16 protein-coding genes are annotated in these 13,510 nt (G+C 46.0%); 5 read left to right on the top strand and 11 right to left on the bottom strand.

The features are described 5' to 3' along the window. Positions 1 to 102 precede the first annotated feature (102 nt). Positions 103 to 2,778 (top strand): PAS domain-containing protein, encoded by a 2,676-nt coding sequence (locus LZG73_RS00665; RefSeq protein WP_233845564.1) that lies wholly within the window; start codon positions 103 to 105, stop codon positions 2,776 to 2,778. 36 nt (positions 2,779 to 2,814) lie between these two features. On the opposite strand, the gene LZG73_RS00670 is transcribed toward LZG73_RS00665, so the two are convergent. The 3 genes from LZG73_RS00670 to LZG73_RS00680 form a co-directional block, all read right to left on the bottom strand. Then, positions 2,815 to 3,171, bottom strand: coding sequence for a hypothetical protein (locus LZG73_RS00670; RefSeq protein WP_233845565.1), 357 nt, complete (start codon positions 3,169 to 3,171; stop codon positions 2,815 to 2,817). Between the two features lie 111 nt (positions 3,172 to 3,282). Beyond that, positions 3,283 to 3,786, bottom strand: a complete 504-nt coding sequence (locus LZG73_RS00675) for a response regulator (protein ID WP_233845566.1) — start codon at positions 3,784 to 3,786, stop codon at positions 3,283 to 3,285. A gap of 138 nt (positions 3,787 to 3,924) precedes the next feature. After that, the gene (locus LZG73_RS00680) at positions 3,925 to 4,917 is read right to left on the bottom strand and encodes an MBL fold metallo-hydrolase (protein ID WP_233845567.1); all 993 of its coding nucleotides are present in this window, start codon (positions 4,915 to 4,917) and stop codon (positions 3,925 to 3,927) included. 201 nt (positions 4,918 to 5,118) lie between these two features. On the opposite strand from LZG73_RS00680, the gene LZG73_RS00685 reads away from it, so the two are divergent. Genes LZG73_RS00685 through LZG73_RS00700 form a run of 4 tightly spaced genes read left to right on the top strand, consistent with a single transcriptional unit; the run spans position 5,119 to position 8,606 of the window. Beyond that, complete coding sequence (locus LZG73_RS00685) at positions 5,119 to 6,768, top strand: alpha-amylase family glycosyl hydrolase (protein ID WP_233845568.1); 1,650 nt, start codon at positions 5,119 to 5,121, stop codon at positions 6,766 to 6,768. A gap of 11 nt (positions 6,769 to 6,779) precedes the next feature. Next, a complete protein-coding gene (locus tag LZG73_RS00690; protein ID WP_233845569.1) occupies positions 6,780 to 7,295 on the top strand; it encodes a CinA family protein in 516 nt (171 codons plus the stop codon). After that, positions 7,288 to 8,265 (top strand): TIGR03885 family FMN-dependent LLM class oxidoreductase, encoded by a 978-nt coding sequence (locus tag LZG73_RS00695; protein ID WP_233845570.1) that lies wholly within the window; start codon positions 7,288 to 7,290, stop codon positions 8,263 to 8,265. Before LZG73_RS00690 ends, LZG73_RS00695 begins: the two co-directional genes overlap by 8 nt. 56 nt (positions 8,266 to 8,321) lie before the next feature. After that, positions 8,322 to 8,606, top strand: coding sequence for a hypothetical protein (locus LZG73_RS00700; protein ID WP_233845571.1), 285 nt, complete (start codon positions 8,322 to 8,324; stop codon positions 8,604 to 8,606). Positions 8,607 to 8,612: 6 nt separating this feature from the next. Here LZG73_RS00700 and LZG73_RS00705 read toward each other — a convergent pair whose 3' ends face one another. The 8 genes from LZG73_RS00705 to LZG73_RS00740 form a co-directional block, all read right to left on the bottom strand. Further along, positions 8,613 to 8,861, bottom strand: a complete 249-nt coding sequence (locus tag LZG73_RS00705) for a hypothetical protein (protein WP_233845572.1) — start codon at positions 8,859 to 8,861, stop codon at positions 8,613 to 8,615. Further along, on the bottom strand, positions 8,858 to 9,430 hold the full coding sequence (locus LZG73_RS00710; RefSeq protein ID WP_233845573.1) for a DUF1572 domain-containing protein: 573 nt from the start codon (positions 9,428 to 9,430) through the stop codon (positions 8,858 to 8,860). The genes LZG73_RS00705 and LZG73_RS00710 overlap by 4 nt, the downstream gene beginning before the upstream one ends. 9 nt (positions 9,431 to 9,439) lie before the next feature. Further along, positions 9,440 to 10,018: a Crp/Fnr family transcriptional regulator gene (locus LZG73_RS00715; RefSeq protein ID WP_233845574.1), complete on the bottom strand. Its 579-nt coding sequence runs from the start codon at positions 10,016 to 10,018 to the stop codon at positions 9,440 to 9,442. Between the two features lie 18 nt (positions 10,019 to 10,036). After that, positions 10,037 to 10,342, bottom strand: a complete 306-nt coding sequence (locus LZG73_RS00720) for a response regulator receiver protein (RefSeq protein WP_233845575.1) — start codon at positions 10,340 to 10,342, stop codon at positions 10,037 to 10,039. Further along, positions 10,336 to 11,052, bottom strand: a complete 717-nt coding sequence (locus tag LZG73_RS00725) for a pirin family protein (RefSeq protein WP_233845577.1) — start codon at positions 11,050 to 11,052, stop codon at positions 10,336 to 10,338. The genes LZG73_RS00720 and LZG73_RS00725 overlap by 7 nt, the downstream gene beginning before the upstream one ends. Positions 11,053 to 11,079: 27 nt before the next feature. Continuing rightward, on the bottom strand, positions 11,080 to 11,706 hold the full coding sequence (locus LZG73_RS00730) for an alpha/beta hydrolase (protein ID WP_233845578.1): 627 nt from the start codon (positions 11,704 to 11,706) through the stop codon (positions 11,080 to 11,082). Positions 11,707 to 11,787: 81 nt separating this feature from the next. Next, positions 11,788 to 12,726, bottom strand: a complete 939-nt coding sequence (locus LZG73_RS00735) for a ring-cleaving dioxygenase (protein WP_233845579.1) — start codon at positions 12,724 to 12,726, stop codon at positions 11,788 to 11,790. A gap of 120 nt (positions 12,727 to 12,846) precedes the next feature. Then, complete coding sequence (locus LZG73_RS00740; RefSeq protein WP_233845580.1) at positions 12,847 to 13,233, bottom strand: DUF2958 domain-containing protein; 387 nt, start codon at positions 13,231 to 13,233, stop codon at positions 12,847 to 12,849. Positions 13,234 to 13,510 lie beyond the last annotated feature (277 nt).

Here is a 13,510-nt window from a genome sequence, read left to right on the forward strand (position 1 = left end):
TCAGAAAATAAGTATCAAAGTAGTTTTACGCGATGAGGCCTTAATGTCTATTAAAGAGTGTAAATTCACCTAATTTAGTCGAATGTTGCAAAAAATTATGAAATGAGTTCAAGGTTTACGAACGAGTCTTTGGAGATGGTGATTTCCGGAATCAACGCCGGAATTTGGGATTGGGACTTCGACACAGATCTGCAAATCTGGTCGGATCGTTTCTTTGAACTGCTTGAATATGATCCGGGCGAGGTTGATCCCGGCTATGCTTCTTTTATAGAAAATCTGGTTCATCCGGATGACCGGAAAATTGTCGTTGATGCGGTTAAGGCGCAATTGGAGCAAAACATTCCTTATAATGTTCAGGTCCGGCTCAAAACGAAGTTCAGCGGTTACCGATTTTTCGAGTGCATGGGAAACGCCAGGTTCGTCGACGGCAAACCAGCCAGAATGGTTGGCTCTATAACCGACATTCACGAACGTCATTCGCTCAAAGAACAGTTATCCAAAAACGAAAATTTATTACAGGTTGCGAGCCGTCTTGCACGCATTGGCGCCTGGGAGCTCGATATTCCCACCATGAAACCTTCGTGGTCGCCCACTATTTTCAAGATTATCGAAGTTGAAAATTCGCCGGATCTGGATTTCAAAACGGCGCTTGGTTATTACAAACCCTGGTCGCAACCTTTGATTCGCGAGGCGTTTGAGGATGCCATTCATTTTGGAAAACAATTTGATGTCGAACTGTGGATGGAAACCGCGACGGGGAAAAACATTTGGGTGCGGACCATTGGACAGGTTACGCTGCAAGACGGAAAACCCGTTAAGCTTTTTGGCGTTTTACAGGATTTGACAGAAAGTAAACTGACCGAAGAAAAGTTGAGTGTGGTGTTCCAACATTCCACAGACGCGCATTTATTGATTGACGATCAAGGGATTATAGATTGCAATAAAGCTGCTGTAAAGATGCTGCGCTGCAAGGATAAAAACGAGCTGCTATCCATTCATCCGGCAACTTTCTCTCCCGAATTTCAGCCTGATGGGCAACGATCAGGGGATAAATCCCTGGAAATGGACCGCATAGCGTACGAAACAGGTTACAACCGTTTTGAATGGACACACAAACGGCTTGATGGTGAAGACTTCCCGGTTGAGGTCACACTGAATCCGGTCCATATCAACAATAAAAAAGTATTGCTCGTAGTGTGGCATGACATCAGCCACAGGAAACACGCAGAAGAAGTCATTCGCAGAAATGAGGCAATGCTTGCTGAATCACAGCAACTTACACACAGCGGAAGCTGGGAAGCGAACCTGGTGACGGGCCAAAATTTCTGGTCGGATGAAGCGTTTCGCATTTTTGGACTTGAACCGGACAGTGACGGGCCAAACACGGAGCTGTTTTCGAAAATGATCCATCCGGAAGACATGCATTTGTATATATCGTACATTAAAGATGCGATTAACAGTCTGAGTCCCGCAAGTTTCGATCTGCGGATTGTGCTTCCCGACGGTAGGATCAAGTTTATTCACGCAATTGGAAAACCGTTTGTCGATCAGACAGGCCGCGTTGTCAAATTATACGGCGCGATCATGGACATTGACGCGCAGAAAAAGAATGAGCAGGAATTGATCAAAGCGAAGGAAGAAGCAGAAATGGCAGCCGTAGCCAAGTCCCAGTTTCTGTCGACAATGAGTCATGAAATCCGCACGCCGATGAATGCCGTGATCGGTTTCACACATTTGCTGTTGCAGCAGGACCCAAAGCCAGAGCAGATGGAATATCTCAATATTTTGAAATTTTCCGCGGAAAATCTGTTGGTTTTAATCAATGACATTCTTGATTTCAGCAAGATCGAGGCGGGTAAAATCGAGTTTGAGGAAGTTGATTTCAATATTTTATCATTGCTGGAAAACATCCGGTCGGGCAACATTCAGCGCGCGCACGAAAAGGCAATTGGACTAAAAGTAAAAGCAGACAAAGACCTTGATCTGACCGTTGTTGGCGATCCCGTTCGCTTGGGCCAGATTCTGACAAACCTGATCAGCAATGCAGTCAAATTCACAGAAGTTGGTGAAGTAATCGTGACGGCAACAATTACAAAACGCAACAAAAATGCTGTTACCATTGGATTTGAAGTAAAAGACACCGGAATTGGCATTCCGGAGGATAAGCTTGAAAATATCTTCGACAGTTTCACGCAAGCAACCTCGGACACGACACGCAAATACGGCGGTTCAGGCCTTGGGCTTACGATCACAAAACGCTTGCTGGAATTGCAAAACAGCCGCATTCAATTGAAAAGCAAGCCCGGGGAAGGCTCGACATTTTATTTCAGCCTCGATTTCAAGGTTAGCTTGAATCAGGTTCAAGACGAGGAAAGCGATGGTTTTGACAATAGGCAGAGCCTGAAAGGCACCAAACTGCTTATTGTTGAAGATAATAGAGTGAATGTCTTTCTGATGAAAAACTTTATGAAGCAATGGGAAATAGAATACGACGTTGCGGAGAACGGACTTATTGCTTATCAAATGGTTCAGGAGACTGATTATGATCTGATCCTGATGGATTTGCAGATGCCCGAAATGGACGGTTATGAGGCGACCGCCAGAATCAGATGCTTACCAGACTCGAAATACGCCGATCTTCCAATCATTGCCCTTACCGCGTCGGCCATGCTGGACATTAAAGATATCGCGTTTCGGGTTGGAATGAATGATTATGTAAGCAAGCCATTTACGCCGAATGAATTATATGCGAAAATTGCTGCTTACAGAAAAAGATAGCTTTGGATTGAATAGCTATCTTAATAATTGAGTTAATCAGGCGGTTTGCAGGAAAATAACCCTGTTATAATATTCCGGGTCATATTTCACGAGCACCTGACTGCCTTGTTTCATAGCGTCATATTTGGAATAAGATAAAATTTCCCTCACTTCCGCTACGAAATCAGCACCTTTATCGTCCTGCACTTTGACTTTCATTTGATATTCAGGAAGATTATTGAGATACTCGCCGGTTGGTTCAATATTCAAAACCGTTGCGTTTGCTTCAATGCCTTCCAATAAGATTTTTTGCTTTTGCTTGGCTTGACGATTTTTCCGGATAGTGCTAACAACCCAGAAAAGTATCATGCCGATTAGTATAATGGTTGCCCCTAATTCTCTGTTGCTTTCCACGGTATATTTGTGATTGAGTTATAACCAAAATAAGCCAATTAACCATTAAAAACGACATTCGCGTTATCAAACGGCTTCTTTACTTATTATTAGGTTACACATCACGTAATACTACGCAGTTCTTTGCCCCACGTCTGTTGTAGATGACTTATTTTCGGTTTTTTCAAAGGCAACAGCGGGCAGCTTGTTGTAATCCAGCCAGTAATGGCAAATCGTTTCCAGCATGTAACGCAACTCTTCAAATTCAGTTGGTTTTACAAAGAAGGAATTCGCTCCTGCCAGGTAACATTTGCTGATGATATCATTGGAATCGTTGCTGCTCAACAGCACAACAGGAATCGTTCTCCATTGTGTAACGGCGTTATCCGGCGTATTTCTGATAAGTTTCAGGAGCGCGAGCCCGTTTATCGAAGGCATGTTTACATCCATAATGATCAGCGCGGGTCGCCGGCCTGTGTATTCGGGCGAAGATTGAAGAATCAGGAATTGGTATAATTCACTTCCTCCCTGAAAAAACCTTACATGATAATTAGGAAGGAATTTGTTGAAAATGCTTCGGACCAGAAATCTGTGATCTGCCGAGTCATCTACGAGGTAAATCTCTTTTAAGTCCATTTTGTGCAGTGTTTTAGTTACATTTCAATCGTTGAAATCTCTAGACGGGTTATGCCAGGACCAGTGCAAATGTCAAAAAACCGTTCCATGCGATCGCTCGCACGGAACCTTTAAACAAAGAAAGTCTTAATATTATCTTCACCTACTTAATCGAAAACTTTTCTTTGTCTTGCTTTTTGACAAAAGCGCAATGCCCAAAGCCGATAATGCTGCCACAGCACCGATCGTGAACAATATTTGGTATGGTTCAGCGACTTCTTTCGGAACCGAAACGATCCCGTCGCTGTCCGTAATCGCTGGCGTCATTACATAACGCCCGCGCTTGGGCACCGCCTTTTCCTCAAAATAATAGGCCAGTTCTAACAATTGTTGCTGCATTTCCTGCCCCGACATGGGCTGTCCATGCCCCGTTGCGACAATTTCTGGCATAAGCGAAGCGAGCTGGTCAACCGAATCCTCAGCCTTTAACCAATTGCAAGTGAAATATTTAGGCGGACCGCTGATGATTTTTGTCTGCAAAAGAACACACAGCGCCGATTCCTGTTTGGTGGTCACGAAAGCGTCGCCTGCAATAAGAACTTTGTCTTCTTCTCTCCAAAAACTGACATGTCCAGGCGCGTGACCAGGCGTGTGAATGTAAGTCCAGCCGGGCATGAACGGAATCTCCGGCGTGATGCCTGGGAATGCCTCCACACGTTCGTGTATGTCAATGGGTGAAGCACTATAAAGGTCTGCAAGATAGGCCATCATGCCTCCGCCCACGCTCGAATCCGGTGGTGGATATGCTGACCGGCCGGTTAAATATGGCAATTCAAGATAATGTGCGTAAACAGGCACATCCCATTCCTCAGCTAATCGCTTCAATGATCCAACGTGGTCGAAGTGGCCATGCGTCAACACAATTGCTGCCGGTCGGGAATCAGCTCCGAACAGCTCCTTAACCATTCTTTTGATCTTCGGATAAGCCGTTTTCAGACCCGCGTCAACAAGCACCCACGAATCGTCATTTTTATTTTTGACCACATAAACGTTTGTAAATATGTCTGTCAGCCCCCAAATGCCTTCCGCAACCTGGAAATGCGATGTGCGCGCAACCACCGGGCCTCCTTCTTCTTTCGCTGTTTGTTCCATATTCAATTTTGATTAATGCATTTGTTTGGGGCGAAGCTTTTTAAAAACTGTGCCATAAATGCTTCCTTTCTCAGCCGAAGCGATTTTTCCATAATTTTTCGCGTTATTTTTTATACAAAGGCCTTGATTTTTAGGCTTATACTCGCATGCTTTTTTTCTTGCCAGCAACATTCGGGCGCGATTTTTTACTGCGAAAAAAAAATGGAATACACCACAATCATGGAGCAGACTTCGGCGCAAACCTCCGCTTCTTCAAAGCATCTTTGGTGGCAATCGGGGGTGATTTATCAAATTTACCCAAGGTCTTTCAAAGACTCGGACGGAGATGGAGTGGGTGACATTCAAGGCATTATCAGCAAACTGGATTACCTGGAATGGCTTGGTGTTGACTGCATATGGCTTTCCCCGATCTTCTCCTCTCCCATGGCTGATTTTGGTTATGACATTTCAGATTACCGATGCATTCACCCGCTTTTTGGGACAATGAATGATCTTGACAAATTGCTGAGCGAAGTGCATCACCGGGACATGAAACTCCTGCTTGACCTTGTGCCTAACCACACCAGCGATCAGCATCCCTGGTTTTTGGAAAGTCGCTCGTCGAGAGATAATCCGAAAAGCGATTGGTATATCTGGCATGATGGAAAAGAAGGCGGCTCGCTGCCAAATAATTGGTTGAGCGTGTTCGGTGGGAATGCTTGGGAATGGGATGAATTAAGGCAACAATATTATTACCACGCATTTTTAAAACAACAGCCTGACCTGAACTGGCGCCATCCCGAAGTGCAGGAAGCCATGCTCGACATGATGCGTTTCTGGCTGGAAAAGGGTGTGGACGGTTTTCGGGTGGATGTCATGTGGCACATGATCAAGGATGAGCAGTTGCGTGATAATCCGCCAGCGCCCGGATCGCCCAGTGAAGCAGAGCAACTTTCGTATGATCATTTAATGCCCGTTTATTCCACCGACCAGCCCGAGGTGCATGACATTGTGCGCATGATGCGGGCGCTCACGAATGAATATGACGAGCGCGTTCTGATTGGGGAAATTTATTTACCAATCGACAAACTTGTAACTTATTATGGTAAGGACAATGATGAATCGCACTTGCCATTCAATTTTCAACTGCTTACGCTTCCGTGGGACGCGTTGCAAATTGCAGCGGCCATCGAGGAATATGAGGGTGCGCTGCCACCCGATGGCTGGCCAAACTGGGTGCTTGGCAATCACGACAAACCAAGAATTTCGAGCCGGGTGGGCATTGCCCAGGCAAAAGTCGCTGCGTTAATGCTCCTGACTTTGCGCGGCACGCCGACAATGTATTATGGTGACGAAATCGGCATGCGGGACGTCCCCATTCCCTTGGACGAGATCGTTGATCCGCAAGGCCTTAACATGCCCGACCTGGACATAAGCCGTGATCCGGCTCGCACACCGATGCAATGGAACAATCAGCCGAACAGCGGATTCTCCTATAACAAACCCTGGTTGCGACTGCCTATGAATTTTGGGCGTGTCAATGTTGAAATGCAAAAGGACGATGCATATTCACAACTCACATTCTATCGCGCGCTTTTGGAAATCAGAAAAGAAAACGCGGCGCTGCATATAGGAAGTTACGCGCCAGTCTACGCCGATCAGCAATTGATCGCTTACATCCGCGAATGGGGAAACGACCGTTTCCTGATCATTCTCAACCTCAGCCACAGAACCGCCTATTTCAAACCAAAATCGACCACTTACAAAGGCACAGTTGTGTTGGGAACGGAATTTGAAAGAGGCGGGATGCAAATTGAAAATATTATCACACTTGGCGGTGATGAGGGGTTGCTCATCCGCCTTCAAAGTTAAACTTTAACACCATGCCTTCACAAATTGTACTGGATTGCAGCAAAGCGCTTGCAGATCGAAAAATGACCGTTGCTTTTGCAGAAAGTGCCACTTCTGGCCGACTTGCTGCTGAATTTTCACTTTGTCCTGATTCGGGACAAGTTTTAAAAGGGGGGCTCGTTTGCTACGACGCCAATCTCAAAATTGACATTCTGGGGGTTTCAAAGGCGATAATTGATGAGTTCACGCCCGAGAGCGCTGAGGTCACGAAGGAATTGGCCAGCAAGCTGCAAACCTTTATTCCTGCCAATGTTCACGTTGGCATAACCGGACTTACAACACCGGGCGGCAGTGAATCGCCCGAAAAACCTGTGGGGACGATATTCATCCATGCATTGATTAATGGTGAGTCTGTTGCTGTCCGGGAAACCTTCCAAGGTGAACCGGAAGGCATTGTTTTGCAATCCATTGACCGCATTGCGAAGCTCATTCTCAATGAAGTAATCAACAATTCTACAATCACTGAAACTGAATCAATTCATGACTAGTCCCAACCTTACAGCAGGTTTTCACGCCTCGCACGAACAATTTAAGCCAAGTGAACTCCTTGCCTGGGTGCAAATGGCGGAGGCAGCGGGCTTTACACATTCGCTTTGCTCCGACCATTATTATCCATGGAGCGAGTCGCAGGGTGAAAGTGGCTTTGCGTGGAGCTGGTTGGGTGCGGCTATGCACGCCACCAGCATGAACTTCGGCATTGTTAATGCGCCCGTTCAGCGTTACAGTCCAGCCATTATTGCACAAGCTGTGGCGACGCTCTGCGAAATGTTCCCAGGCAAATTCTGGATCGCAACGGGAAGCGGGCAGTTTCTGAATGAGCACATTAACGGTGAAAAATGGCCTTCGAAAGAAATCCGCAACGAGCGCTTAAAAGAATGTGTGGACATCATGCGCGCACTTTGGCGCGGCGAAATGGTCTCGCACAAAGGCCACGTAGTAGTCGAAGAAGCGAAGCTTTATACACGCCCTGACTACATTCCGACTGTCATCGGTGCTGCCATAACGCCGAAAACTGCGCGCTGGATTGGCGGCTGGGCCGATGGAATGATCACCATTTCCAAACCTTACGACGAATTAAAAGCGACCATTGATGCATTTCGTGAAGGCGGTGGCGAGGGAAAACCTGTTTATGTCAAAGTGCAATTGTCTTATGACACGACTTATGAAAAAGCGCTGCAAGGCGCGCATGAGCAATGGCGAAACAATGTTTTTGCCTCCGCACTTTTATCAGATGTCAAACTGCCTGAGGCGTTTGACGCAGCGGGCGCCATGATCCAACCCAACGAAATTTTGCCCTTTGTCCGCGTTTCTGATAGCACTGACAGGCACATTGAATGGTTGAGCCGTGACTTTGACGCAGGTGCAACGCACGTTTATTTACACAATGTGAACCGGGAACAGGAGCAGTTTATCAATGTCTTCGGAGAAAAAGTGCTGCCTGCGTTAAGCCGACTTTAAACAAACCTGGTATTATTTTTTAGTCCAAAAAAACAATCAACAAATCAAAAACAATCATGAAAGCATTAAAATCAATATTAGCAACTTCCGGATTGGCACTTTGCATTGGAATAACCTCCTGCGGCAAGACTAATGATACTGAAAAAGGAAGTGAAGGATCGGGAAGCGCAACGGAGGCAACGCCTAACGACAGCAGCGGCGCAGAAAGCACCAGGGCCGATGGCATTGGAGAAGATAATCAGGACGACAGCCTGGGCTATCCTTCGAATCAGTCGAACCTGAATGCAGACTCCACAAGCCGCAAGCATGATGACTCATTATCTGGAAAAACACAGCGCTAGTAATGCTCAGGTTACTGATATGAATAATAAATAGGCAAGAATGATCACTGGAAATCCGCTGATCCCCAATGCCCAGCCCGTGTGGCCGCTTCCCATCAGAAAGTACGAAGCGGCCACGCATGCTAAAAGCAGCAGAATTGGAAGAAATATCATTCCTTTTCCTCCCTGGTCCTGCCCGCTGCTAAATAGTGAAAAGAACAAAAAGAGAGCCGCACCCACATTAACGGCCATGCAAATGTAGATCAGCGTTTTCATGAGTCTTTTTTCGGGATATATTCATCTGTAAAGTGCTGATTTGATTTGGGTTTTGAAAACTTTTCAGCATTATATTGCTCTGAATTTCCTCTTGGAATGGACAATGATTTCCACTGAACATTAAGCGCCATTTTTCCAATAAAAACAATTTGCCCCACGTGATAGGGATAATGCGCAAGTTGCCTGTTAATGGCCTCCATCACCGAATGTCCCTGGTTTCTGATGTAAATGACTTTATCAAGATCCTGTTCGTCAAGCGCATGCAATGCTTCAAACAGACAATTCCAGCCTTCATTCCATTTGGTCAAAAGTGCTGCGCGATCGTTCATGTCATTTTCGAATTCTCCATCCCTGTCGCGCCATTCTTTTTCGCCATCGGAGTTAAGGAAATCAGTCCAGCGAGAAAGCATATTGCCCCATAAGTGCTTCACAATGACGGCAATGCTATTGCTTTCCTCATTAAATTGCCAGAATAGCTGCTCGTCCGAGAGCTGATCAAACGTTTTGTCGCCCAGCATTTTATAATATTCAAATTGCTTGCGGGCGCTTTCCAGATAATTGCTATCCATTTTGAATCCCTATTTTTCGCTCAGTTTCTTTCTTACTTTACTCAAAAATTCAGGTGAAAAACCCAGATAAGAGGCGATGTAATGCTGCGCGACGCGTTGTGGAATGGCTGGGTAACGGTTAAGGAAATCCAGATATTTCTCGACAGCTGTGGTGGAAATGGTTCGAAACAGCCTTTCCTGCAATTGAGCCAGATTTCGCTGCACCATCAGTCTGAACATGCGTTCAAAGCCAGGCACTTTTTCCAGTAATGCTTCCTTGGTTTCTGGTGTGAGGATGAGCAACTCGCAATCTTCGAGCGTCTCAATATAAACCAAGCCGGGCGTCTGGTTCTGAAAACTTGTAATGTCGCTGACCCACCAATCTTCTACTGCGAATTGAAGCGTGACCTCTGCGCCCGCACTGTCAATGTGATAGGTTCGGATGCAGCCTTTTAAAATGTAGGCTTCAAACTGGCAAATTTCTCCTTCCTGCAACAGGAAGGTCTTTTTAGGGACTTTTTTGAATTGAAGCAATGAATCGAAAAATTCCAGATCTACGGGTGAGAACGCCATGCACCGCAATGCATAATTGTTGATTTTTTCAAACATGCTTCAATTTAAGTTCAGTTAATGCTGTGCGAGCGCGTGCTTGATTTCCGAGTAAAGCAAGCCGCTCCCGCCTCCGAAATGCCGCATGCAAACAATCCCTGGATCATTGGAATGGCATAATTGCAGAATCCGTGACTCAGTTTCATCGTCAACGCCCACGCCTAAAAGTACTAAATCAAATTTACTTTTCTCGAACGCTTGCGCCGCTTCCTGATAGTCGCTCACGCCCACCCCATTCCATTCCTCATTTTTATTGATGAGCCGAATGATCGTTTCCAGAATTTCCTGATGGTCTGCCAGAACCAGAATATTTACATTTACCATTTTTCGGGAATTTCCATTAATAACACTTCTGCGTAACTGCTTGCTGTAATTTTCACCTCACTATCGGGCCATAGACCATAACCGTCCCGGGTGCTTAATGGCTGACCGTCAACAGCAATGTCACCTTTGATTACAAAAACATATAATCCGTTGGATGCGTCTTTTAATTGATAAGCCGTTTCAAAACCCGCGTCAAGGTTGCCAATGTGGAACCAAGCCTGCTGGTTGATCCAGACGCCTTCATCGTCAGCATTTGGAGAAAGGATTTGCAGGAATTTGTTGTGCATATCGCCCTTTCCGTAGTCGCGTTGGTCGTAGCGGGGCGTTACATTAAGCTTATTTGGATAAAGCCATATTTGCAAAAACGTGACCGGTTCATCTGCATTTTTGTTGAATTCAGTGTGGTAAATCCCAGTTCCGGCACTCATTGCCTGGATTTCGCCCGGACGGATGACCGCCACATTTCCCATGCTGTCCTGGTGTTCAAGTGTGCCTTCTAGCGGAATCGAAATGATCTCCATATTGTCGTGCGGATGTCGGCCAAAGCCTTTGCCACCGTTCACAATATCATCATTCAAAACCCGCAAAGCCCCAAATTGAAGCCGCTGCGGATCATAATGATCGTGAAAACTGAATGTTTGTGCACTTTTGAGCCAACCGTGATCTGCCAAGAAACGCGACTCTGCCGTATGTAGGATGTTATTTTTCATGATTTTTTATTGTAACAAAACCTGGGCCTAAGCACCCAGGATATTTTTATTGGCCAATTGAATTTCCGGAGATGAAATTGTGTGCTGTCTTCCCGGATAAATCGCAAATGTTACAAATGCATTCAATCTTTCTAGAATGGCAATGCTTTCCTTCACACGGGAAACGGGAACGTGTGGATCGGGATCGCCGGTCGAAATAAAAACCGGAGTGCCTGCAAAGTCGCCATCATAGTTCGCCTCATCAAGCTCCTGCCCGATCAGCCCGCCTGTAAAAGCAATGATGCCGCCATATCTTTTGGCATTTCGGGTTGTATATTCCAATGTAAGGCAGGCGCCCTGTGAAAACCCTGCAAAATAAATGTTTTCTGCACTGATGCCAGCAGCTTCAATGTCCTTAACAACCTGATCGACAATATTTAACGCTGAATCCAACGCCGGCTGATTCTGGACAGTCGGCGCCATGAAGCTGTAAGGATACCAACTGCTGTTGGTCGCCTGCGGCGCGAAAATTGCCATTTCATTGATGTTAAGAACGCGGCTCAGAGAAGCAATGTCGTCCGCAGACCCACCGCGACCGTGCAACATAATTATGGCCTTTTTCGCTTCCGAAACCGGCTTTCCGCTTGTTATAACTTGCTTATTATGCGTATACATGACAGTAGATTTTTGAATAAAAGCGGCTGAAAGGTTTATTGGTTTAAACGATTTTACCTTTCAGCCAGCCTTAGTCGATTATTAACTTAATTTCGGCAGCACGGATTCGATTTGTGCTCTGCGTGGCTCATATTGAGGAGGAAGCATTAAGCCGCTTCCCAATTCCTCAACCGTTTCATCAGTTGCAAATCCAGGGTTGTCGCTTGCAATTTCAAATAGAACGCCACCTGGTTCACGGAAATAAAGCGAATAGAAATAATTCCGGTCGATTTTATCTGTAATCTGATGTCCGGCTTCTACGACTTTTTTACGGAATTGCATTAAAATGTCATCATTAGCAACCCGGAATGCAACGTGGTGAACCGAACCTCCCGCAACATGTCCCGCTCTTTCGCCAGGAGCTTCAACCAAGTCCACGATTGCAGCATTTTCAACTGCATCCGTAACAAATCTGAACCGGTTAACATGCTGTTCCAGCAAACGATAGCCAAAAATCTCGGTTAGGATTTTTGCTGTTTCCTCAATTTTATTGCTGGTAATGGTGATGCTGTGGAAACCACGCGTCGCATTTTGGGCAGTGACTTCATTCGTTTCAAAAGGCGTTCTGTTGTCAGCAGTTTTTGGAACAGTAAGCTCAAATTTCAAACCGTCCGGATCCAGAAAGGTCAGATATTGTTCCCCGAATTTTTCAGCAACCTTATTATATGTTACATGATTGTCGTCCAATCTTTTTAACCAAAAATCAAGGCTTCCTTCGGGCACTGAATAACCAATCTCGGTAACCTGACGTGTTCCTCTTCTCCCTGCAGGAATTTGGTTGCCCCAAGGAAAGAATGTCAGGATCGTGCCTGGCGTTCCTTCTTTGTCACCATAATAAAAATGATATGTGTTAGGATCATCGAAATTGACGGTTTTTTTCACCATTCTCAGACCAAGAATGCGGGTGTAGAAATCATAATTTCTTTTTGGATCGCTTGCAATGGCTGTGATGTGGTGGATTCCGTTGATTGTATTTTCCATGATTTCTAAATGTTTAGTTCTCTTTGTTTTTTGTTGATACAAAGATACCATGGCCCCAAAGGCCAAAGCATTGAACTAGGACAAGAAAACAGCGGAGCAGGAAAATATTTGCGGGATTGCTTAGGCTTTGCCGGAAGATCCCAGCGCCTGATTCAGCAGCGCTTCGTCCTCGGTTATCCGTTTGTTGGCCTTCGCCGCAGCCAGGTAAACGCTCATTGCGTATTTGCCATCAAATGTCGGGTCCATTTCAACCATCGGCACTTTAAGTCTGGCGTGTTTGATGCTTTCGAGGTCAGTGATGGAAACGTAACTCAGTTCCGGTTTGCCCTGCCCCAGATCACACAAGCCGAATGCAATGTTGTTCGCAGCGTCCAGCTCCGAAAGTAGCCAGATCGCCTTGCCATATTTGGAATGCAGTTTCACCACAGGCGCATGGTCTTTCGCGAGGTCGTTCTGCACTTCCTGCGCATTGTGAATCATAATTTCTTTTAGATTATCCGGGATCATTTTTACCATGCCACAAAAATACGCGATTCTTCGAAACGTCAGCACGAAGTTAGCCGACGTTAGCCGACGTTAGCGCGACGTTAGCGCGAAGCCCCAGCTTCGTGATCACTATTCCAAGGCCTCCGGCCGCGAGCGTGCATGAACTTCCCGCCAGAAACGTTAGCGCGAAGCCCCAGCTTCGTGATAGCTATTCCAAGGCCTCCGGCCGCGAGCGTGCAGGTGGCTGGCGGCTTACACGAAGGTCCGGCCGGAGGCCTTAAAATAGTAGACACGAAGC

Origin of the sequence: Dyadobacter sp. CY326 (genome assembly GCF_021390515.1) — a bacterium.
Taxonomy (GTDB): Bacteria; Bacteroidota; Bacteroidia; order Cytophagales; family Spirosomataceae; genus Dyadobacter.

Coding starts and splice junctions, on each gene's coding strand:
- LZG73_RS00665 (WP_233845564.1), top strand. CDS start 103: ATGAGTTCAAGGTTTACGAACGAGTCTTTGGAGATGGTGATTTCCGGA.
- LZG73_RS00675 (WP_233845566.1), bottom strand. CDS start 3,786: ATGGACTTAAAAGAGATTTACCTCGTAGATGACTCGGCAGATCACAGA.
- LZG73_RS00680 (WP_233845567.1), bottom strand. CDS start 4,917: ATGGAACAAACAGCGAAAGAAGAAGGAGGCCCGGTGGTTGCGCGCACA.
- LZG73_RS00685 (WP_233845568.1), top strand. CDS start 5,119: ATGGAATACACCACAATCATGGAGCAGACTTCGGCGCAAACCTCCGCT.
- LZG73_RS00690 (WP_233845569.1), top strand. CDS start 6,780: ATGCCTTCACAAATTGTACTGGATTGCAGCAAAGCGCTTGCAGATCGA.
- LZG73_RS00695 (WP_233845570.1), top strand. CDS start 7,288: ATGACTAGTCCCAACCTTACAGCAGGTTTTCACGCCTCGCACGAACAA.
- LZG73_RS00700 (WP_233845571.1), top strand. CDS start 8,322: ATGAAAGCATTAAAATCAATATTAGCAACTTCCGGATTGGCACTTTGC.
- LZG73_RS00705 (WP_233845572.1), bottom strand. CDS start 8,861: ATGAAAACGCTGATCTACATTTGCATGGCCGTTAATGTGGGTGCGGCT.
- LZG73_RS00710 (WP_233845573.1), bottom strand. CDS start 9,430: ATGGATAGCAATTATCTGGAAAGCGCCCGCAAGCAATTTGAATATTAT.
- LZG73_RS00715 (WP_233845574.1), bottom strand. CDS start 10,018: ATGTTTGAAAAAATCAACAATTATGCATTGCGGTGCATGGCGTTCTCA.
- LZG73_RS00720 (WP_233845575.1), bottom strand. CDS start 10,342: ATGGTAAATGTAAATATTCTGGTTCTGGCAGACCATCAGGAAATTCTG.
- LZG73_RS00725 (WP_233845577.1), bottom strand. CDS start 11,052: ATGAAAAATAACATCCTACATACGGCAGAGTCGCGTTTCTTGGCAGAT.
- LZG73_RS00730 (WP_233845578.1), bottom strand. CDS start 11,706: ATGTATACGCATAATAAGCAAGTTATAACAAGCGGAAAGCCGGTTTCG.
- LZG73_RS00735 (WP_233845579.1), bottom strand. CDS start 12,726: ATGGAAAATACAATCAACGGAATCCACCACATCACAGCCATTGCAAGC.
- LZG73_RS00740 (WP_233845580.1), bottom strand. CDS start 13,233: ATGATCCCGGATAATCTAAAAGAAATTATGATTCACAATGCGCAGGAA.